At 45.1% G+C, this 21,823-nt stretch carries 14 protein-coding genes; 6 read left to right on the forward strand and 8 right to left on the reverse strand.

Features of this window, described 5'->3' with window-relative positions:
* Position 1: 1 nt before the first annotated feature.
* From Q0590_RS10750 to Q0590_RS10765, 4 genes are all read left to right on the forward strand, one after another.
* Positions 2-751: an RNA polymerase sigma factor gene (locus tag Q0590_RS10750; protein ID WP_302037537.1), complete on the forward strand. Its 750-nt coding sequence runs from the start codon at positions 2-4 to the stop codon at positions 749-751.
* A 114-nt stretch (positions 752-865) separates the two neighbouring features.
* On the forward strand, positions 866-1,732 hold the full coding sequence (locus Q0590_RS10755; RefSeq protein ID WP_302037538.1) for a tetratricopeptide repeat protein: 867 nt from the start codon (positions 866-868) through the stop codon (positions 1,730-1,732).
* 546 nt (positions 1,733-2,278) lie between these two features.
* Positions 2,279-3,172, forward strand: coding sequence for a M57 family metalloprotease (locus tag Q0590_RS10760; protein WP_302037539.1), 894 nt, complete (start codon positions 2,279-2,281; stop codon positions 3,170-3,172).
* Between the two features lie 72 nt (positions 3,173-3,244).
* Entirely contained in the window at positions 3,245-6,121 is a 2,877-nt protein-coding gene (locus tag Q0590_RS10765) for a S8 family serine peptidase (RefSeq protein ID WP_302037540.1), read from the forward strand.
* A 9-nt stretch (positions 6,122-6,130) separates the two neighbouring features.
* Here Q0590_RS10765 and Q0590_RS10770 read toward each other — a convergent pair whose 3' ends face one another.
* Positions 6,131-6,505, reverse strand: a complete 375-nt coding sequence (locus Q0590_RS10770) for a DUF7009 family protein (protein WP_302037541.1) — start codon at positions 6,503-6,505, stop codon at positions 6,131-6,133.
* Between the two features lie 206 nt (positions 6,506-6,711).
* On the opposite strand from Q0590_RS10770, the gene Q0590_RS10775 reads away from it, so the two are divergent.
* Positions 6,712-7,104 carry a hypothetical protein gene (locus Q0590_RS10775; protein WP_302037542.1) on the forward strand — a complete coding sequence of 131 codons (393 nt, stop codon included), beginning with the start codon at positions 6,712-6,714 and terminating at the stop codon, positions 7,102-7,104.
* Between the two features lie 241 nt (positions 7,105-7,345).
* Positions 7,346-8,863 (forward strand): sensor histidine kinase, encoded by a 1,518-nt coding sequence (locus Q0590_RS10780; RefSeq protein ID WP_302037543.1) that lies wholly within the window; start codon positions 7,346-7,348, stop codon positions 8,861-8,863.
* 151 nt (positions 8,864-9,014) lie between these two features.
* Here Q0590_RS10780 and Q0590_RS10785 read toward each other — a convergent pair whose 3' ends face one another.
* The 7 genes from Q0590_RS10785 to Q0590_RS10815 form a co-directional block, all read right to left on the reverse strand.
* Positions 9,015-12,185: a PVC-type heme-binding CxxCH protein gene (locus tag Q0590_RS10785; protein WP_302037544.1), complete on the reverse strand. Its 3,171-nt coding sequence runs from the start codon at positions 12,183-12,185 to the stop codon at positions 9,015-9,017.
* Between the two features lie 53 nt (positions 12,186-12,238).
* Complete coding sequence (locus tag Q0590_RS10790) at positions 12,239-13,111, reverse strand: ThuA domain-containing protein (RefSeq protein ID WP_302037545.1); 873 nt, start codon at positions 13,109-13,111, stop codon at positions 12,239-12,241.
* Between the two features lie 223 nt (positions 13,112-13,334).
* A complete protein-coding gene (locus Q0590_RS10795) occupies positions 13,335-14,843 on the reverse strand; it encodes a RagB/SusD family nutrient uptake outer membrane protein (protein WP_302037546.1) in 1,509 nt (502 codons plus the stop codon).
* 26 nt (positions 14,844-14,869) lie between these two features.
* Positions 14,870-18,283: a TonB-dependent receptor gene (locus tag Q0590_RS10800; protein ID WP_302037547.1), complete on the reverse strand. Its 3,414-nt coding sequence runs from the start codon at positions 18,281-18,283 to the stop codon at positions 14,870-14,872.
* A gap of 90 nt (positions 18,284-18,373) precedes the next feature.
* Positions 18,374-19,414 (reverse strand): FecR family protein, encoded by a 1,041-nt coding sequence (locus tag Q0590_RS10805; RefSeq protein ID WP_302037548.1) that lies wholly within the window; start codon positions 19,412-19,414, stop codon positions 18,374-18,376.
* A 160-nt stretch (positions 19,415-19,574) separates the two neighbouring features.
* Positions 19,575-20,147, reverse strand: coding sequence for an RNA polymerase sigma factor (locus tag Q0590_RS10810; protein WP_302037549.1), 573 nt, complete (start codon positions 20,145-20,147; stop codon positions 19,575-19,577).
* A 313-nt stretch (positions 20,148-20,460) separates the two neighbouring features.
* Positions 20,461-21,312, reverse strand: coding sequence for a sugar phosphate isomerase/epimerase family protein (locus tag Q0590_RS10815; protein ID WP_302037550.1), 852 nt, complete (start codon positions 21,310-21,312; stop codon positions 20,461-20,463).
* Positions 21,313-21,823 lie beyond the last annotated feature (511 nt).

The following is a 21,823-nucleotide window of genomic DNA, read 5'->3' on the forward strand; positions in this document are numbered from 1 at the left end:
AATGACTACTGATTACAACAGGGTAGTCATTATTCATTCGTCCATACTCAATAATATTATTTGCTCCGCTAGCCAGTTGACATTTAAGGCTTTTGGTCATATATTGATGGATGACAGCAGGAAATACCTGCACTTGGGCATGGAAACCACATTCCGCATGATTAACAAACCACCGCTTTCCAAAGCGACTAAAAAATTCCTGACGGAAGATGAGCTTTTAGCAGCGTTAAAAGATCATAATGAGCAGGCGGTAAGTCATTTGTATCAGACCTACTGGCCTATGATCCTGCAAATGGTAAAAACCAATAATGGAAGCTCTGCTGAAGCACAAGATTTGTATCAGGAAAGCATACTGGATTTTCTGGAGAAAGTCTGGAATGAGAAATTTGTGCTTACCTGTAAAATAGGCACCTTTATCTATTCCATCTGCCGGAACAAATGGCTATATATTCTGAAGGGAAAACACCGGTTCGTGGATATTCATGAGCATATCCAGCTGGGCGATATGCCCCAAGAAGAGGCAGACGAGATACCCCTGCCAGACGGAGACCAGATTTTACAAGCTATTGCCGCCCTGGGAGAGCCCTGCCGGAGTTTGCTAATTGGCTTTTACTATGAAAAAGCCAGTATGGAACAACTGGCAGCCAGGTTCAATTACCGGAGTATGCAAGTGGCCAAACAGCAAAAATACCGGTGCAAAGACCGGTTAAAAAATAGTTTGCTCGGCTGGTTTAACACGCATACCACATAGAATAACCGTTGTAGAAAAGCAGGCTGCAGTTTTTGTTATATCAAATTCTGGAAAATGGTTTTATACCCTAGCGCTTCATCCAATATCATTACCTGGCATTAATTAATACGACCCATGTTTGACGACGCAAATAAGAATGAATTGATCGAGAGGTACCTGCTAGGTGAACTTAGCGGCGAGTTGCTCCAGACTTTTAACGAAAAAATGGCTACCGATGAAGCATTCCAGAAAGAAGTAGCGTTAGAAAAAGCCATTGTACGGGGCTTAAAAACGGCCGGCAGAAAGGAATGGGCTTTAAAACTAAAAAGCCTTCATCAGGAAATGGACCTGGATGAAACAGATAACTCCGGACATGCTGGAAATTTAACCGATGAAGAATACAACCGCCGGCTGGGTAGGCCTGAGACACCGGTAGAAAGAACCTATACCGCTGAACCTGCCGGTAAAATGGTTCCCTTACACAAAAGCCGGAATCTGTGGTTAGTGGCCGCCAGTATTGTCCTACTAGCCGTTTGCACCTTTGCCATTGTTTCTAACCTGTCCAAAGATACCGATACTCTTTACCAGGCCTACTACCAGACCTATGCAGAATACCCGGTGCTTAGAGGATCAACTGACCTGACCGCCTTGGAAAAAGAAGCCTTCACGGCGTACAACCAACAGAATTACCCTAGAAGTATTGAATTGTTTAAGCAAGTACTGGCAGCCAAGAAAAGCGAAACAGCTTTATTTTATCTGGGACAGGCGTATATGGAGGTGCAAGGCTACGATAAGGCTATTTCAACATTTGAGCAATACCTGCGGGAATACCAGGAACTGGCAATACCAGCTAAATGGTATCTGGGCTTAAGTTACTTGAAAGCAGATAAACCGGAAGAAGCAACTATCCATCTGAAAGATGTAGCCGCTACGCCCGATACAGATCCTGAGGCTAGAGAGTATGCGGCCAAAGCCCAGGAGCTTTTAGATGAATTAAACTAAGTAAAGGAACATGTAGGCTCATTTACCCCATTCAAGGATAAAAAGCATAGGCAGCAACCCTATGCTTTTTTTATGGGCAAACATGGCTTGTAGGGGTAAAAGTAAAAAATTTAGAAATTAATTTCATTTTCCCTGTTGACCTTCCCTTATACTGGTAATCAATCTGCAGAAACAGCCAAACAAGCCAATAAAATTCTGACTTTCAGATAGATAATAAATTAAATTACTAGTTCTCAGTAAAGCTATCTCAAAAAACAACGCTCCTTACTAGCCAATAGCTAGAGGTACTGTAAGCTGACTTACTTCCCTGGTTGTATCGCCACAAAATTTACTTTGACTTTTTACTGCTATACATACTCCCCTACACAAGTTGCCTGAACAGTCAATAAACTGGCTGAAGCACTGGTAGATTCAACATATTCCGAGCTCGAATAAGCGGCTGCCGAAAAGCTTCAATAGAGTAGGCAACAATCAACAACCAATTGAATACCCTCTTTTCTGGAATTACAGATCACAAAGTAAACAACACGTCAAAACTCTAACATCATGATCACCTTTAACAAAATTTCAGCTGCTCTGGCAGTTGTGGTACTTTTCATGTTCATTTTTGTATCCTGCTCTGAAAAAGACAGAGATCAGCAGGTGGCCCCCAAAGCCGATGCAACAGCCAATGACAAAATTCCCGCTGAGGTAATTGACCAGTTCATCAAACTGGGTTTTGATGTAAGCGACATCAAAATGATTGAGGCAACCGACCCCCTAACCGGAAAAGCAACTGGCAAGAAAAACTACTTACTGGAAGGCGACATTGTGATTACCCCCGAAAACTTAAAAGCCATGACCGGCAGCGACATTCATTCACATGGGGCAGTAAATGAGCAGTACCGCACCGCTAACCTGGTAAGTGGCTCTCCTTACCGTATTATCAAGGTACTCGGCTATAACTATGGTACTAATGCCCTGGATGCCAAGATGACTACAGCCCTTAAATATGCCATCGATAATTATAATGCTTTGTATGGCTCTACATTCGGCCTCCGGTTCAGCCTTACCTTTGGCAGCAACACTGCTACCAGCGATATAGTGGTATATAAAGTAACCGGAAGTGCTGGCGGACAAGCTGGTTTCCCGGCAGGTGGCAATCCATACAAATGGGTGCAGATATTCTCCGGCACCAGCGCCTATTCTACCGATGTAGTAGAGCATGTAATTACACACGAAATCGGCCACTGCCTGGGCTTACGCCATAGCGACTGGTTCAACCGTTCTTTATCCTGCGGCTCTGGCGGCAATGAAGGTACAGCCGGTGTAGGCGCCATTCACATCCCTGGTACACCTGCCGGCCATGATCCTTATTCTGTGATGAGAGCTTGCTTTAACTCCAGCGAAACTGGCGAGTTCGGAACATATGATAAAGTAGCCCTCCGGTATTTGTATTAATAAGTTAGTTGACCAAAGGCCGGAATAAACCGGCCTTTGGTTTACCATCCAACAGGCTAAAATCCGCAACCGATGATCGTACGTTTACTCTTTACAAAACTGATTGCCAGCTATAGGTACCTCATCCTTATTTTTATTTGCTTTCTTGGTAGCTATACCCTTACTTTTGCCCAGCATAGTACTCTGGAAGGAATCCTGCAACAAATCATCGAAAAGCCAATTTCTGAAAATAATGCTAGAATTCAATCTTCTGCTTCACAAGCATATCTGGTGCAGGTGAAACCCGGCACCACAAGCGGAAATCTGCAGAGAGAAGGTATTCATATTTTACGAAAACTGAACCAGACTTTATTTATCATCCAGGCAGCCCAGCGGCCAAAACCTGATTCTGTGTTTGCCAGAACATGGCCTGTGAACCACCTCTGGAAACTGTCGGATGAACTGCTGCTGAAGGGAAATCCAAATCAACCAACTACGTATACCATTAAAGTAACCGGACCCTCAGCCAGGAAAACCATCGCTGCGTTGCCCCAGGTAAAAATAACTTCTGTAACAAACGATGTTCTTACCATTTTCACTTCGCTGGAAACAATCAAAAAAAATATCCTTCCAATTAATGAAGTAACCTATGTAGGTGTAGAATCTGCTACGCCACGGGTAGAAAGCCCAGTACTGGATATGAATCTGCATCCCAACGGAGTAAACCGCATTCACCATACATTTCCTACCCTTACCGGGCAAGGAATAACCATATCTATTCAGGAACAGCTTTATCAGACTGATGATATAGATTTGAAAGGCCGCCATATTCCCTCCGCTATCAGTGCGACAGAAGTCAGCAGGCATGCTACCGAAATGGCTACCATTGCCGCCGGTGCCGGCAACTCATTTATCACTGGAAAAGGGGTAGCCTCCGGTGCCCGGATTACCTCCTCTGCATTCGACGATTTGCTACCAGATGCTGATGAATCGTATGCAGCGCTTAACGCCTGGGTGCAAAACCACTCGTACGGCACTACTATTGAAAATTTTTATGGCATACGGGCAGAAGCTTTCGATGCCAGTGCCAACCGTAACCCTGCCCTGCTTCATGTATTTTCCTCCGGAAACGAAGGCTTTGCTGTCTCTTCCAACGGGCCTTATCAGGGTGTCAAAGGATTTGCCAACCTGACTGGCAACTTCAAAATGTCGAAGAACACCTTGAGTGTAGGAGCCGTTGACACAGTTGGCAGGCCCATGCCCTTTTCTTCGCGCGGCCCGGCTCATGATGGCCGCATTAAACCGGAAGTAGTTGCCTATAGTACCGCCGGTTCCTCAAACGCAGCAGCCTTGGTTACTGGCACGGTAGCCTTGCTTCAACAAGCCTATGTGCAACAAACAGGTAAGTTTCCTGCTTCAGCCTTACTCAAAGCGTTGCTCATCAATAGTGCCATGGATGCCGGCCAGGCAGGGATCGATCACGTTACTGGCTATGGCCATGTAGATGCCTACCGGACCTTGCTTACCCTGAAAAGCAAGCATTTTTTTACCGGAAAAGTTAATCAGGGGGAAAAGAAAAAATTCACCTTACAGATTCCTGCCAATGCATGCCAGCTGAAAATTACCCTGGTATGGAACGATCTGGCTGCTTCGCCTAATGCCAACGTGGCTTTGGTAAACGATCTGGATTTACAGGTAACCGATCATAAAGGAAAACAATGGCTACCCTGGATTCTGGATACTACAGCCGACTCAGCCAGCCTGCATAAACCAGCCATCCGGGCTGCTGATCACCTGAACAATGTGGAACAAATTTCAGTGGATTCTCTGGCAGCAGGTACCTATACCCTATCCGTAAACGGCTATGATGTAAGCAATGGCCCGCAGGAATTTTCTATAGCTTATCAGTGGGATACCCGGCAAACCTTTGAATGGACCTCCCCTACCGGTAGTGACAATATGCCTTATAATGGAGAAACGGATAGTTATTTCACCTGGAAAAGTACTTTAGCCGATACCATAGGCCGCTTAGAATACACCACCGATGCGGGTAAGACCTGGCAGATCATTGCAGAAGACGTAAATCTAACAAAAGGAAACTACCGCTGGCAAGTACCTCAGGTAGTATCCCTTGCCCAGGCCAGAATGGTGGTGGGAACTACCACTTATCCGTCCGACAACTTTACTATTTCTTTTCCATTGCCTTTAACGGTTGCCTACAACTGTGCGGATTCTCTCCTCATCCAATGGCCTGCGGTGAAAGAAAATACCCACTATGCTCTGTCTATAGTTGATGAAAATGCAGTGAACCAATTTTTTGTTTTGCCAGATACGCAGGTTGTACTAAACAAGCATATATATCCAGCCGGGCTTTTCAGTGTTCAGCCAATTATCGGAGAGGGAATCAAGGGTATACAAACGCAAGGCCTTGCGTTAGCTAATCTGGCATCGTCGTGTTTCTTGCTTTCTTTCCATGTAGAAACGGCGAATGAAGGTGTTAAACTTATTACGCAGCTGGGCACCACCTTTGGGGTACAACGTATTATTTTTGAACGGGAGAAAAATGGCCTATTCGAGCAGATTGGATCAATGGAAGCCCAGAGTACCCAGGTAAACTTGATTGACAATCATCCAGACCAGGGCTTGAACACCTACCGGAGCAGAATCTTTCTGGCAAACGGGCACGAAATTATCTCTGATACAGAGAAAACGTATTTTCTTACTGAACCTCCCTTTATTGTTTTTCCTAACCCGGCTCAAACTATGGGCAAACTTCAGGTATTTTCCAAAGAGTTTACAGAGCAGTCCATATCTTTCCGCTTGTACCGGGCAGACGGCATACGTGTGCTGGCTACCGAACTGCTGACTAACCGCGAAACCTTTTCTTTACCTGCCCTGGAACCCGGCCTGTACGTATACACCATTGGGGTGGATCAACGCCAGTTTACAGGTAAGCTCCTCATTAACTAAGCCACAGGCCTAGCACTTGGTCATCGGATTGGGATAGGCACCGGCATTATCTTCTTCGTTGCCATCTATACACATAAAATCTTTCTCGACTAGTATGCGTATAGTCCGGCCTTTCCCAGTATCTACCTCTCCATCAAATCCTACTTTTTCTGTCTGCGTCCAATTCAGGGCAAGCGCCTGAGGTACATAGATGGTAGTGGTATTTGATATAAACCGAATGGCTAACGTCTCTCCGTCATAGGTCTCCAGGGAAAAGCGGAGCTGATCTGCCGGTTCAGGCCCGAATTCGGCCGTTTCGGTTACCTTGCCTACTTGTTCAAACTGGCTTACTTCCGGCTTTTTTAACCGGAACCGGATACTGTTTCCTAAAATTCTGACTTTCATAACGGCTGACTAAAAACAAATTTGTTAAGCAACGGATGGATAAAATTACATTTTCTTTTCTCCAGTTGCCTACTGCTACAGGTAAAATGTTTGCCTCAAACGCAAATTTACCGGTTGCCCGCTTGTCTTTTTGCCTATTTGTTACAACCAGCTGTGCTAAAGGATAGGCAACCATTCTCCCAGAAGGTGTATTAACCTTTTCCAAAATGATTTTACGTATGAGAAACTATACCCTGATTGAACCGGAGATTTATTCAACCCTTAACTGGAATCTGGACCTGATCGTAAAATGTTTAGAAGTAATCCGATCTCAAATGCCTCAGATTATCTCAGAGGATTCAGCTAGTATAGAATATGACTTGCTGGTAGTACACAATCCTCATGGACCCGCTTACCCCGGCATCGGCATGTATTGCCCCGAAAAAGCAACGTTTACCCGGGAACGGTATGAGTCGTTTGAAATCAACACGAAAATTAATGATTGGGTGCAACAGACCGGAATCACTACCATTCTTGCCAAAGCCTGTGAGATAGAGTATATAGACTGGCAACAACTAACCCGTCTACAAACGTATCCCACTTGTGTACAAGCTGACTGAAACGGCCAGTGGTAGCAGGTAGAACTATTTCTATGGCACAGGTTACCCTGTCTCGCCTATGGATAGATTTCCTTTCACCTGTGATCCACTAATTCTTCCTTTCAAGGCCTCCTCTGTTAGCTTAATGCATGGTCTGCTTTTTCTGATTGTTTACTAGAACAGCGGTAACTTTTCCGGTAACCTAGCCGTTTGGTTTAGCAGAATAATTACATTGCTGCAAACTCGTATTGTCACCACTTTTATGCAGAATCACCGATCTATCGAAAGTATGTATTCCGCTTTTATTGACCAGGTTGAAGAATATGCCATTTTTTCAATGGATTCACAAGGCATTGTTACTTCCTGGAATGCAGGAGCTGAACGCATTAAAGGCTACAAAGAGGAAGAAGTGATAGGAAAGCATTTTCGCATGCTCTTTCCTGAAAACTACCAGAAAGAGGGCAAGCCCGAAAAGGAGCTGGAAGAAGCCCGTCAGAAAGGTATATATAAAAACGAAGATTGGCGGCGTAAGAAAGATGGCAGCTTATTCTGGGCCAAAGTAGCGCTCACCAAGATTGTAGATGAAGAAGGAAAGTCAATCGGGTTTACCAAAGTAACCGGCGACCGTACGCGGCACCGGCAGTACGAAGAAGACCGCAAGCAGTATCAGCTAATTCTTCAATCATTACCCCATATGATTTTTTCAGCTACACCGGAAGGAGAAATCAACTGGGTAAATGAATGGTTTTCGCACTACACTGGCATGCAGCTGGAAGATGGCAAACTAGGTTGGAATTGGGTAAACCTTACGCATCCGGATGATGTAGCCCCCATTCTGCAGGCATGGACCTATGCCTTGTCTACAGGAAATACCTATCGGGTAGAACAGCGGGTACGGAAGGCTGACGGCCAGTACAGCACACAATTGGTGGTGGCCAAGCCTATTAGAAACTCACACGGAAAAATTGTGCAATGGGTTGGCAGCAGTGTAGATATTGAGCTACAAAAGCAGCTGGAGGCCTCTCACCTGGCCAACCAGTTACTGGAAGAAAAAGTTAAAGAGCGGGCAATGGAAATTGTAGCCAAAAATGAAGAACTGCTACGCACCAATCAAACCCTGGATAACATTGTGCACATTGCTGCCCACGATTTACGAGCTCCCATTACCAACCTGAACACCTTACTGGATTTATTATTGAAAGACGGAGATGGAGGGAAAAAACAGCAGCTATTGCCCTTGATAAGCAGCTCCGTTGAAAGACTTTCCAGAACGGTAAATGGTCTGATTGAGATTATCCAGGCACAGCACTCGGGTAAGCGAATAGCCCAAGTCATTGACCTGCATGAAATAGTTGACCGCCTGATGCAAGAGTATTCGGAGATGCTGCAAGCAAGCAAGGGTAGCATACACCCGGATTTTACTTCATTGCCTGCTATCCGGCATAACGAAGCCTACCTGGAAAGCATCCTTCGTAACCTGATAAGCAATGCCCTTAAATACCGCCATAAAGACCGTTCGCCTGAGCTACACCTTACTTCCCAAAAAGTGGGTGAATTTGCACTGCTAACAGTAAAAGATAATGGAATTGGAATGGATCTGATGCGGGTAAAAGATAAGTTATTTCTCCCATTTAACCGGTTCTCGCAGCAAGCCGAAGGATCAGGGGTAGGGCTACATCTGGTGAAAAATATGGTGGAACGGAATGGTGGCTATATCACGGTAGAAAGTCAACCAGACCAGGGCAGTACTTTCCGTATATTTCTCAGAGAATACGAGTAAGCCGGCGTGTTCTTGAACTGGCAAGATACGCCCGGAAGGCCTTGCTTACCTATATTCAAGCTAACCATCTTTCAAAAGAAAAAGCATAGGGAAATTCCTATGCTTTTTGCTTGGTAAAGGTATATTAAGTCAATTATGTTCGTCTGTCAATTTATTCACTCTCCATCGGATGCTGTTTCAGCAGTTCGTCTGGTGAGTAGAACCCGGTTTTTGCTTTGGTTGCTGCACGTACAGCTTTCACTTTTTCGGGAGAAATAGCCGGAGCTTTGTTTCCAAAAGAATTCCGAACGAAGGTTAATACGGCGGCAACTTCTTCGTCTTTTAGCATGCCTCCAAAAGGTGTCATGGGTACCTGTCCGGCATATTTTTGTCCTTTCACCTCAATAGGCCCATGTAAGCCGTTCAGTACAAGTTTAATCAGGCGTTCTTCATTGCCTGTTACCCATTTGGTGCCAGCAATAGGCGGAAAGCCGGAAGCAGAAAGCCCGGTACCATCTGGCTGATGGCAGGTCATACAGAATCCTTCCTTTGCATAAATAGCCTTGCCTTTAACAAACAGTTCACGTTCTTTGCCTTTCAAATCCGTAGCAATGGCCTCCTCCTTTTTTTCTACCACCGACTTGCCATTCAAATGGGCTACAGCGGTTTCATGGGCAGGAAGCATCCAGTCGTCCAGGGGCTTTTTGGCAGCTTCTGCCAGAATAGGCAAGCCTTTTTCTTTCGGCAACCAGGAGGCAGCTACAATGGATTCCAGCCGCACGCGGCCATGTTCGTCTCTGGCAGCTTGCATGAGCAGGTCGGCCTGGTCGGGCACCTGGTGGCCGGTATAGCGTACCACACGCACAGCGGCTGCCCGCGTTTTATAATCTTTCGCTTTTAGCAACTGTTTCAGCAGGCTTTGGTCTACTTTGTTCAATCCCCAGCTTACCCATAAAGCTTCCAGCAAATGATGTTCGTACCTGGGATCATTTTTATCCAGTTTGGCTACCCATGTTTTCATCTGCGGCAGTACTTCGGCAGCATTGCGGCCCCGTAATTCGCGGCGGGTACGGTAGCGGGTGCGGAACTCAGGAAGTTTCAGGTTTTCTAGCAGCTCGGGAATGCTGGCACCTGCTACTTTTGCCGGTGTAACCAAGGGGCGGGAAGGATAGGTAACACGGTATATCCGCCCGTGTACATGGTCGCGTAGCGGATCGCGGGCATTGTGCTGCATGTGTCCGATCAGAATATTATGCCAGTCGATTACATAGAGAGAACCATCCGGGGCAAATTCCATATCTACCGGGCGGAAGTTGCGGTCATCTGATTGAATCAGGTCCTGGCGGTGTGAAGTCTTATAGCCGGTGCCATCTTCTTCCACTTTATGTTGTTTCATCCCTAAAAAGCCAATGGTATTATTTATCAGCATATCGCCCTGTACGCTGTCGGGAAAATGGCGGCTGTACACAAACTCCAGACCTGACGTTGGGCGGACCCGGTGCTTTTCTTCAATGAGTTGTTTGGATTTATGCGTGGCTACGCCATACCTGGGCTTTACCGAACCTGGCATCATCCAGCGTACATCGGGACTGGAGGTTTCGGCAAAGAAATTCTGTCCCCAGTCGTCAAAAGCAATACCCCAAGGGTTAGGAATAGATAATTGTGCAGTACGTTCCAGGTGGCGGCGCTGTGGATTAAAACGGTAAAAACCCCCATTGGTGGCCCGTACGGTACCATAGGGCGTTTCCACATTGGTATGTAGAAAAACACCTTCTCCCATATAAATAGCTCCGGAGGGATCGGCAGCATACGCACTATGGGCGTGGTGGGTATCGTGGTCATCAAAGCCGCTTAACAAAATTTCCCTAGTATCTGCCTTGTCATCGCCGTTGGTATCGGTGAACAACATCAAGTTGGTACCCTGTGAAATATAGACTCCTTCCGGAGCCAGTTCAAAACCTACAGGCAGGTGCAACCCATCGGCAAATACAGTTTGCTTATCAGCTTTGCCATCGTTATTGGTATCTTCGTAAATCAGTAATTTATCGTTTGGCCGCTGATCTCCTGGTTTATAGTGCGGATAACTCGGCATGGTGGCTACCCAAAGCCGGCCTTTGTTGTCGAAAGACAATTGCACTGGATTAGCCAGATCCGGAAATTCCTTTTCAGAGGCAAACATTTCTATTTTATACCCTGGGGCTACTTTAATGGTATTTAAAGCTTCCTGCCCATACAAGTATTGCATAGATCCGTTTTTCTCCGGATTATAATTGGTTTCTACCGGTGGAAGTTTAGACGTTTGCGCATCGGCAGCGGCCACATCCATCTTCTTCCCTTGTACTGACTGCCAGATGGCCTCATCCCGGATGGCTGTCATCTCCCGGATTTTGGTGAGTTCTGCCGGATAGTTATCTGGTCCGAAAGGATTGTAGCGGCGGCCAAACACGTGCACACCATTGGGAATTTTAAAGTCATTGTGCCACATCCAGTTTTTCTCCAGCACCGCTGCCCGTACCATTTCCCGGTTTGCTTCAGCTTTAGGGGCGGTTTTCCCAAAAATTCCATCTGCCAGCAGGGGTGCAAACTTAGCATAGCCTGCATCTGTCAGTTGAAAACCATCAATAGTTAATGGTTTATCGGTATTGGCAAACCAATCTTTGGTAGGGGTGTATACATCCAGGTAAAGAACTTTATTTTTCGCAGCCACTTCTTTCATGGCCTCTGCATACATGGCCAGATTCGCGTTCTCTTTTTTACCATCCGGAAGATCCATTTTTTTAGAAAGATCTTCAAAGGCAATAGGCGAAACAATCGCTAACTGTGGAACTGACTGGCCGTTGTATTTCTGGCTTAACGTATGTTTGATGAAGGCATCCAGTTCGGCTTTGTAATTCTCCAGTCCGGCTTTGCCCTCAAACGATTCACTGTATCCGAAAAAGGCAATAATCACATCCGCTTTCAGACGGGTAAGCCACTGGTCCTCACTTTCGAAATGGCCCTGGCTGTCGGAATAATTAGCCAGTTCTGTCTGGAATTTTTCAGCTCCTGGAAATGCCCAGGGTGACACCCGGCCTGCATGTGGCCTGAATCCGGGCGTATTGCCGCCATCGCACATGTTGCGGATATAGAGCAAACTGTCGGGGTAACGCAGGTGCATTTCTGTTTCAAAATGCCCGTAGTTCAGCATTCTGGAGCCCAGGTTATTGCCGATCAGTACGATGTGCGAGCCTTTTTTTATTTTTAATGCAGGCGAATTCGTCTGAATAAATTGAAAGGCAAATAAGGTAGTCAGCACGACTGCTAACAAAGCCATTCCAACTTTGACATTGGTTGTAAAATTCATTCTTCTTCAAGGTTTAGGTAAGTATACCATTAGTCAATAGTCATTGGTCAGGATTACATGCCCCGGTACGGAACATTAATGGCAACTTTGCCTTTCCAGGTATCTGGCACTGGTTTATCGAGTGTCCAGTGAATTGCATTAATTACCAGGCGCTGAAAAGATTCTTCTTTAAAATCTTCCGGATGGCCCATGGTAGTGGCAAACACTTTTGCTCCCCATTGTGTCTTCCAGGTCCAGGCTACCGGGTTATCGGCAAATCCCTCTTTGTTTGGATTAACTGCTTTCCCCATCAGCAACGAAGTAGCTCCTTTAGCCGGATAATCTGGTACCACTTTATAGAGCCACGAACGCACATGAAAATTTTGACTGACACCTTTTAGAATGGGATGTTTGGCAGCTTCCGGTATAACCGTTACGTCGGTGCTGCAATCGTGTCCGCAATGGGTATGTTCGGCTTTACCGCCCCAGCCGGGAGGCGAGCCCAGGGCAAACTCTCCAAACGCATTCCATTTTTCCAGGGGATGCCCTTTGGGGTAGTTGAATGAATGGGTGGAAGTCCGGAAGCCCATCAGCGGTTTACCAGATTTTAAATAATCGTCGATGTATTTTACCTGGTCGGCTGGTAAGCGGCGCCAGCGCAGATAAAACACCGCCATATCAGCGTCTTTCAGTGCTTCCAGGCCGGGTATATTTTCTTCTGCATTCTGGTCGGGAGAAGATTTAAGTACTTTCACCCGCATTCCATAATTCTGTTCCAGTTCTTTGGCTAGCAGCGGCATGGTGGCTTCACTGCTATACTCATGGTCACCGGTGACAAATACAATAAGTGGTTTTTTAGACTTGCTTTGAGAAAGGGCGGGATTTGCTGTTGCAATGATTGTAAGAAACAGGCAAAACTGAATCAGGCCGGACATTTTTTTCTTCATTGGTTAATCATTTAAAGGTGCTTCTGACGTGCCAGGTGCAAATACTTCTGCACCATTGGTTTATTCAGGCATATGCACCATTCGGGGTTTAACAGAGATTATTATAACTCTCAAAATACGTAGTTATCGTCAATAAAAGAAGAAATCATCTTAGAATACTAAGATAATTTCTTCCTTAAGTGATATACGAATGACAAATGACTATTCTCGAATGATTACTGACTTAATAGCCGGGATTTTGAATCAGATTCTTATTGTTCCGGATCTCGGCAGTCGGGATAGGGAATACTAATTCTCTTTCTTTTAACACTGGTCCATACGAGAACTGATGGCCAACAAAATCATCGAACCCTCTGGTTGTTACATTAAACGCTTTTCTTAGACGCTTCATGTCGTACCAGGTTTTGTTTTCGAAGCTCAGTTCATGCCAGCGTTCCCGCCAGATGGCTTCCCGGAATTGCTGCTGGGTCAGATTAGCTAATTCAGGCAGATTAGCCCTCCGTCTGATCTTATTTACGACTTCATAGGCCTCGGCTGTTGGTCCGGAAGCTTCATTGGAGGATTCGGCAAAGTTCAATAAAACTTCGGCATATCGGATCAGGGGCCAGTTAAGTCCGCTGCTGGTGGTAGACAGGTGAGCTTCTGTATCGAAATGCTTAAAGAGGTAATAGCCTCCTAAATCTACGGTTTTAGACCGGTCGCTGCTGAGGGTGTAGGTCTTGTAATAAAACTGTTTCTCTTCTGTCCGCTTGTCGCCCGGTTCGTACGATTCTACAAACTCTTTGTTGGCAAAGATGGCCCCGGTTTCGTCGGAATAGGCAGAAATACCCTGGTTATACGGAATAATAGATACCTGTAACCCATTGGAGTTGACAATAGTCGCTGAGAATTGCACCATAAAAATATATTCGCCTCTGTTTTTGGTGGCTACCTTATGCAGATCGTCATAGGAAGCAAATAAGCTAAACTGATTCGATTGAATAACCTCCCCAGCTTTGGCAGCGGCTTTCTGATAATATTCAGCCCCTTTTTGTAAAGGATACCCCGCCATCGTTAAGTATACATCGGCTAACAAGGACTTTATAGCCCCCAAGGTTACTCTTCCGGTTGCATCGGTATAGGGCAAGCCGGAAGTTTCCGCAACGGTAAGGTCTTCTACAATCTGGGTATACACTTGCTCCTCCGTGGCAGGCGTTGGATAAAGTGTTGGCGAATTCAGTTCAACTGGCTCTGTGATTAACGGAATTTTGCCAAATATACGCACTAGGTTAAAGTAATAATATGCCCGTAAAAATCTGGCTTCGCCGAGGTGCATGTTCTTTTTGGCCTCATCCATGGTGATGCCAGGAATTTTGGCAATAGCCAGGTTGGCATTGGCAATGCCCCGGTAATGGCTGGTCCAATAGGTGCCCCCATAGGTATTATCGGAGTTATTTACCAGATTCCGGACAAATATACTGTTTACCGCTTGACCTAGTTCGGTATTGGCCAGGCCAGTAGCAAACTCCAGCATCATCCAGGGAGCGCCGTTAAACCCTCCCCCGGTCACATCCCGCAAACTGGCATAGATAGAATTTACTGAACTCTCGGCATGCTCTGGTTTCGTAAAATAGTTATCTACTGTAAAATTAGACTTGTCTGGTTCTTCCAGAAAATCTTTACAAGCAGACGTACTAAACAGAAGGGCTCCGCAAATGACTAGTTGACTAATGGTTTTTATAGGAAGGTTCATAGACTTTTCGTTGAGAGGTTAAACAATTACAATCCAATATTGAGGCCCACCATAAATACTCTGGGTTTGGGGTAATCATATAAGGCTACACCCTGATCGAAAGTACTTCCGGAAGTAGATACTTCCGGATCGTAACCGGCATACTTGGTCCGCAGGAAGAAATTCTGGGTAGAGGCGAACACCCGTAATCTGTTCAGGTGAATTTTTTCTACCAGTTCCGGAGCAAAAGTATAGGCTAGCAGCAAGTTTCTTCCTCTGACAAAAGAAGCATCCTGCACCCGGTAGGTATCGTTGTTGGTGTTGTACCCGGCAGATACTGGCCGTAATTCAGCAAGTGGTGTATCCTGATTTTCTGGTGTCCAGCCATTGAGTACCGTCTTGAAGCTGTTGGCAATACCTACCCGGTCTTCGGCAGAGTGTTTGCTTCTAAAGAGCACATCGTTGCCGTACATAAATTGCAGGTCAATAGTCAGGTCGAAGTTTTTGTAGCGGAACGTGTTCAGTAACGTGCCAAAGCCATCCGGAATCCCTTTTCCGATAATTACCCGGTCGTTGTCATTAATTACCCCATCGTTGTTGGTATCCTGGTATTTAATGTCGCCGGGCTTCTTCAGGTATTTTGACGCTTCGTCTGCTTCGGAAGTTTTCCAGGTACCCAGGTGAACATATCCGAAGAAAGAGCCTACCGGTTCACCTTCCCGGATTACGGTAGAGCCTTCAAAAATGTCGGCCCCTCCGGTTAAGGCAATTACTTTGTTTTTGTTGGCTGAAATATTAAAGGTGGTATTCCATGAGAAATTTGTGGCATTAATATTTACCGTATTCAAGCCAAACTCTATGCCTTTATTTTCCATGCTGCCAATGTTGCGGCTAACCGTTGTGTAGCCACTGCTGGAGGGTACCGGTGCACTAAGCAGCATATCGGTAGTGAGTTTGCGGTACAAATCTACTTCTACTGAAATCCGGTTGCGGAATAAGCCCAGTTCCACGCCAGCATCTATCTGATGCGTTTTTTCCCAGCGCAGATCCGGATTTGCCAGCCTGTTTACCCCTATACCAATGGCTCTCCCTTCGTTGAACACAACCTGGTAGTTTCCCATACCGGCAAGGGCCTGATACGCTGTAATTTCAGAGTTACCGGTTACCCCATAGCTGGTACGCAGCTTTAAGTTAGAAATGAGCGGAATATCCTTCATAAATCCTTCATCGGATACACGCCAGGCCAGAGCGGCAGAGGGGAAGAAGGCATAGCGGTTAGAGGAACCAAACTTAGAGGAACCATCTATACGGCCGGTAAAGGTAACCAGGTATTTATCTTTCAAGCCATAGTTAATTCTGCCGAAATACGAGTTTAAGCCATAGGCACTGGTTGAAGAACTGGGGGCAATTACGTTAGAGCCAGCTCCTAAATTATTGAATGTATAATAATCATCCTGGAACCGCTGCGACTGGGCTGTGTTGGAGAACCTATCCACATGTTGCCAGGAAAGACCAAGCAATCCATTAAAGGAATGTATATCAGCAAACCGCTTGTTGTAGGTCAGGTAATTTTCGAACTGCCAGGAATTATGCCGTTCGTTGGTGATAGAAGCATCGCCACCCTGGTTGCGGGAGATATAGTTCAGGTTGCGTCCACCATAATAGTCTATCCGCTGGTTTATAATATTGGTACCTACCGTTGACCGTAACTCTAACCCTTCCGCTAGTTTGATGTTTGCATAGATATTACCCAGCATGGTCTGTGTTTTTACATAAAACAGCCGTTCATTTAAGATATGCAGCGGATTGCCGCCACCCTCCATACCAGGATAATCTTCATTGCCTCCCCAGCGGCCATCGGGGTATTTTACCGGAATGATGGGCAAAGCTTCCAGCACCTGCCGCATGGCAATAATACCGCCAGCACCCAGCGGATCTATCTGGTTCTCACTCTGGTCATTATAGCTAATGGTACCACCCACGCGTAACCAGTCTTTGATCTGGGTATCCATCACAAAACGGCCGGAAAAACGCTTCAGCCAGGATTTTTTCACTAACCCATTTTCATCTCTGTATCCTAAATAGGCCCCATAACTGTCTTTTCCATTGCCACCAGTAAAAGATAGTTGATGGTTCTGGGTTAATGCTCTCTGGAAGGCTTCATCCTGCCAGTCGGTATCGTAGAGGGGATTGCCATTAGAATCAAACAGCAGTGGGTTGGTCCGTTTGGTTTTAGGGTCTGTATATTTGCCGCCGGCCCAGCCAACCGGATCATATTTTTGTGCATTGGCATAGGCAAGTTCTTCTACCAGTAAAAACTCTCTGGAGTTCAGTAACGGTATTTTGCGGGGAAGCACACCTACACTAAAATCGGTATCATAGGTAACTCTGCCGCCTCCCTGGCTACCCCGTTTAGTGGTTACGAGAATAACCCCATTGGCCCCTCTGGCCCCATAAATAGCGGTAGCCGAAGCATCTTTTAATACTTCAATAGAAGCAATATCATTAGGGTTAATATAGTCAATAGGGGTACTGCCGTTGGTAAGGTTGGTTACGTTCAGAATAACCCCATCAATGACATACAGCGGGTTATTGGTTACACTCACTGAGGTATTTCCGCGGATACGGATATTGGCCCGGCCACCCGGACGGCCAGAGTTGACAGATACGTTTACCCCGGTTATTCTGCCTGCTAAACCCTGGTTTAGCGAAGCTGCCGGGCGTTCCTGCAGGGCTTCGGCCTTAATGGTACCTACCGAGCCAGTTAAGTCTGATTTCCTCTGCGTACCATAGCCGACCACCACTACTTCTTCCAGGGCTTTCACATCAGGAGCTAATGAAATATCAATCACCGTACGGTTGTTAATAGGGATTTCCTGGGTGGTATATCCAATATAAGAAGCCACCAGTGTGCCATTTCCATCCGGTGCGTTCAGGCTGTATCTGCCATCTACATCGGAAGTAGTTCCTACGGTACTTCCTTTTACTAATACAGTTACCCCTGGCAGTGCCTGCGAATTTTCATCGGTTATCCGGCCGGTTATGGTTATTGCCATAACAGCAGATGGCAGGGCTTCATGATTGATCTGATGAAACATCAACTCCCTTGCCGCTGAAGGCTTATCTTCTTGTTTTACAATAACATATACATTTTTAGATTTTCTAAATTCCAGGTTGTGCGGCTTGAGTAAGGCTTCCAGGGTTTCGTCTAACGTTGGCTGCAGGTGTATACTTTTGGTAAGCTTGTTCTGCACCAGTTCACTCTTATAAACAATGGACACTTTATACGCCACTTCAAGGCTAATGAGTGCTTCCTCCAGGGATACCGTTTGTGAAGGTAGCTTTGGTTGATGGGATACTTTGGGCTGGTCGTGGATCAGGGAGGCTACCGTCTGGGAAGTTGCCGTTAGTGGCAGTCCTGGCAGCAAAAGCAGTAAGCAGTAACTGGTTAGCTTTCTCATACGCATGGAAGATTTAGGTTTATTTTTGCAAAAACCATCCCCTGGGTGAGGTTTGCTCACCAAAAAAGACAGGATACTGTTTTTGTTTTTTTACTTAGATGTTCGTTCTAAAAATAAAAGCTGATTATTCTGTTGTATAATCTGGTAGTTAAAAGACTCCGACAAGGCAAACAACAAACTTTCTATGTTATCACTCGGTACGGAACCGGAAATTTGCTGCTCCAGTAAACTTTCATTGGGTATTTTCACCGTCAACCCATAGGTTTCTTCAAGTAAGGTTTTAATTTCAGCCAGAGGCGTATTTTTAAAAATCAGTTTATGTTGTGTCCACGAAAGGTACTGGTTGGGGTCTACCCTTTTTTTAGTGTAACCGGAAGCAGTTTTAGTTAAGGTTACCGCTTCACTGGGTGCCATCATTACCTGCTTTTCTTCTCCGGTATGCGTAAGCAGTAGTTTCACTTTACCATCTTTCAATACCACCTGTGCACCACTTGTCCGGTCTTTTACATTAAACTGGGTGCCCAGCACTTCCACTACCATTTTTGAGGGGGTGGTTACCTGGAATTTCTGATTGTTCTGGGTATGTATTACCGAAAAATAGGCTTCCCCTTCTATCCAGACTTCTCTTGGTTGCCGGGTACTCCACTCAGAAGCATACCGGATGGTAGAGTTGCTATTCAAAATCACGATGGAATGGTCTGGCAGCACAATCTTTTTCGTTTTGCCAAATGCGGTATGGTACTCCAGCATGGGCGCAGGTTTCAGCCACAAATACATCAAAAAGCTACTAACCAGTAATCCTAGAAAAACGGCAGCAATCTTGGTGTACAGCGGTAAGACCTTTGCAGGTTTTTGTAAAGGTATTTCCGGCGCATAGGTAGTTTCCTGCTTTCGGCTGCTGTCAATCCGTTGCCACAAGGTATCCAGGCGGCTTTCTTCTACCGGTGGAATCTCTTTGGAAACAATGGATTGCAATACTTCACGGGCTTGTACCACAACCTGTTTTTTTTCAGGGTATGTCCGCAAGAAATTCTCCCAGAATTGCTGATTTTCCTCTTCAGGAGCCAGCACCCACTGCTGAAATTGCTCGTCGGCCAGAAACTCTTCTACTGAATAATCCAAATACTCCATGAAAGATCACAATTTTTTCCCGTTTATATACATAGCACCACAAGTGCGGTTAGGTACTCACGTATTTTGAATTTTTTTTTGGATTTTTTCAGGCGGGCTAATTTCAAACGGCTGACCTGGCAGGGGCCGCTTTTTATTCGTACCAAAAGAAGGTATCAGATCAGAGGAAAAAGTAAAAGCCAACCAGCAAGGAGACAAACTCTTTGCGTAAGGATTTCATGGAGCGGAACATCAGGTTTTTAACAGATTGGTAATTAATTGCCAGCATACTTGCAATCTCTTCGTAGCTTAGACGGGCGTAAAACCGCAGAAAAATTATTTCCCGCTGATTGTGGCTTAATTTATCTATTCCTTGTTTTAACTTTTCCTCCTGTTCGGAAGTTAACTGTGCTGAGATAAGTAGGCTTTCGTGAGAGAACTCTACTTGACTGGTATAGTCATCGGATAGAGAATAAGCAGCGTCCTGGTTTTTTTTGTTCTTTGATAACACCCGCAGGATTTTGCGCTTCAGGGCTTTTAACAAATACAGCTTAATAGAATCTGTTTCACTGAGGAACTCTTTTCTCCGCCACAAGTCCATAAAAAGATCATGGATACAATCTTCTACCAGGTCTCTGTCTTTTACCAGTTTTATACCATATGCATAAAGGAGTTTGGCATGTTGCTTATAGAGGAGAGCAAACGCTTCTTCACTGCCATTTTTAAATTGTGCCCAGACCACATCGTCTTTCATTGCAGTAATTAATTAGGTAGTTTAACAGGTAGCTGATTTTGGTAGTGTAAATTGCAATAGCAGATTAATAATTTTTTTCTTAAATATATCTAATAATTACTTGTTAAAGTAACAATATAGAGAAAAAAGCAACAGTTTGATCTATTCTGAAGGAAAGAATTTGTTTACTTTCTATTTTATAGAAAGCATCTGCCCTTGCAAACGTTTGCAGAATTTAGGAAGGAAGAAAAGTATATAAGCGGAAAGAAGTCAAGTATACTATAGGTTAGTGTATAGTATACTTGACTCCTTGTCTTTAGCAAAAAACAATATTTTATAATTTATATTTTTGGCTCATTTGCTTGATAAATTTCAGACCGTTTTCTGCCATTTCCCAGGGTTTTGAATATTCCCTCCATACGTTAATAGAATTGGCAAAATCCGGGTCGCTGCGGGTGAATGCTTCTATGGTTAGCCAACCACTATAGTTCACCTCTGCCAACGTAGCAAATACTTCATCAAACTGGATGTGGCCATCGCCAGGCGTGCCGCGGTCGTTTTCACTGATGTGTACATGCGCAAGTACCGGAGCTACGGTTTCAATGGCTGTTTTAAACTTTTTTTCTTCCATATTCGCATGGTGCGTATCAAACATAGCTCTTACATTCGAGTGATCTACCCTATTTATGAGCTTCACTAGTTGCTCCATGGTGTTGCACAAGTAGCACTCAAAGCGGTTTAAGGCTTCAGGAGCTAACATCAGCTTAGCCTGGGCGGCATATTCTCCGGCAGCCCGCAGCACTTCTGCACTCCGCTGATACTCCTGCTCCTCTGGCGCTTTCCGCGAAAAGGTGGCAAAAGCCGAATGAAAGGGTCCACACATTACCTGGGCGCCTAAGGCATGGGCCCGGTCTATGTAGTTGCGGAGACTATCTAAGGCTTTAGCCCGGACAGCCGCTGAGTCGCTTGCCGGATTTTCATCCGGACCCATTACAATTACGCAGGTAGATTGCAACCCCAAATCAGACAGGTGCTTATTAAACCGTTTATACACGTCCAGTCCCTGATGATCCAGGGCAAATTCTACACCGTCGTAACCGATGTTTTTCAATTTTTCCGTAATGGGAAGCAATGTGTCTGGTAATCCGGCAGACCAGGCTAATACATTAAATCCTACTTTTATCATATGTTCAATAGATTATAGATGATGGAGTTGTTTGAAAACTGCTTAAGAGCATGTTTAAAATTTATCAAATAAGAACTAACATTATGACTTACAGCATGACATCTTACTTTCTTTGTCATTGCTACAAAGAAAGGGGCAAAGCACATGCTTTGAGCCAGCCTTGTGCCATGCAAAGAAAAATCTAGAAAAAACAACGCTTCCCCGCTCTAAACCCACGCATGGCCCGCAGTTTTTTCAGGCCTGCGCTCACGGAATAGTGTTCTATTTTGCTTTTCATTCTATTATTGCTTGTATTGTGAATAAAATTTTAAACACGCTCTAAAGATGAAAAAATAATAGTAATAATGGTATTATAGAATAAAGTTTTTGCACTTTTTACTACAAAGGACTGGCAAATAGGGTTAGTACTCATGTATTACTAAAATTAATTAAACTATAGCTCCGCACAGGTAATACCTCAATGTTCCTCATTCCCGTATATCTCTTGGTAAGTATCCAACCTTAATAAAGA

The sequence above is a fragment of the Rhodocytophaga aerolata genome (assembly GCF_030503435.1).
GTDB lineage: Bacteria > Bacteroidota > Bacteroidia > Cytophagales > 172606-1 > Rhodocytophaga > Rhodocytophaga aerolata.

Coding starts and splice junctions, on each gene's coding strand:
- Q0590_RS10770 (WP_302037541.1), bottom strand. CDS start 6,505: ATGAAAGTCAGAATTTTAGGAAACAGTATCCGGTTCCGGTTAAAAAAG.
- Q0590_RS10750 (WP_302037537.1), top strand. CDS start 2: ATGACTACTGATTACAACAGGGTAGTCATTATTCATTCGTCCATACTC.
- Q0590_RS10765 (WP_302037540.1), top strand. CDS start 3,245: ATGATCGTACGTTTACTCTTTACAAAACTGATTGCCAGCTATAGGTAC.
- Q0590_RS10815 (WP_302037550.1), bottom strand. CDS start 21,312: ATGATAAAAGTAGGATTTAATGTATTAGCCTGGTCTGCCGGATTACCA.
- Q0590_RS10780 (WP_302037543.1), top strand. CDS start 7,346: ATGCAGAATCACCGATCTATCGAAAGTATGTATTCCGCTTTTATTGAC.
- Q0590_RS10810 (WP_302037549.1), bottom strand. CDS start 20,147: ATGAAAGACGATGTGGTCTGGGCACAATTTAAAAATGGCAGTGAAGAA.
- Q0590_RS10795 (WP_302037546.1), bottom strand. CDS start 14,843: ATGAACCTTCCTATAAAAACCATTAGTCAACTAGTCATTTGCGGAGCC.
- Q0590_RS10785 (WP_302037544.1), bottom strand. CDS start 12,185: ATGAATTTTACAACCAATGTCAAAGTTGGAATGGCTTTGTTAGCAGTC.
- Q0590_RS10800 (WP_302037547.1), bottom strand. CDS start 18,283: ATGAGAAAGCTAACCAGTTACTGCTTACTGCTTTTGCTGCCAGGACTG.
- Q0590_RS10760 (WP_302037539.1), top strand. CDS start 2,279: ATGATCACCTTTAACAAAATTTCAGCTGCTCTGGCAGTTGTGGTACTT.
- Q0590_RS10790 (WP_302037545.1), bottom strand. CDS start 13,111: ATGAAGAAAAAAATGTCCGGCCTGATTCAGTTTTGCCTGTTTCTTACA.
- Q0590_RS10775 (WP_302037542.1), top strand. CDS start 6,712: ATGATTTTACGTATGAGAAACTATACCCTGATTGAACCGGAGATTTAT.
- Q0590_RS10805 (WP_302037548.1), bottom strand. CDS start 19,414: ATGGAGTATTTGGATTATTCAGTAGAAGAGTTTCTGGCCGACGAGCAA.
- Q0590_RS10755 (WP_302037538.1), top strand. CDS start 866: ATGTTTGACGACGCAAATAAGAATGAATTGATCGAGAGGTACCTGCTA.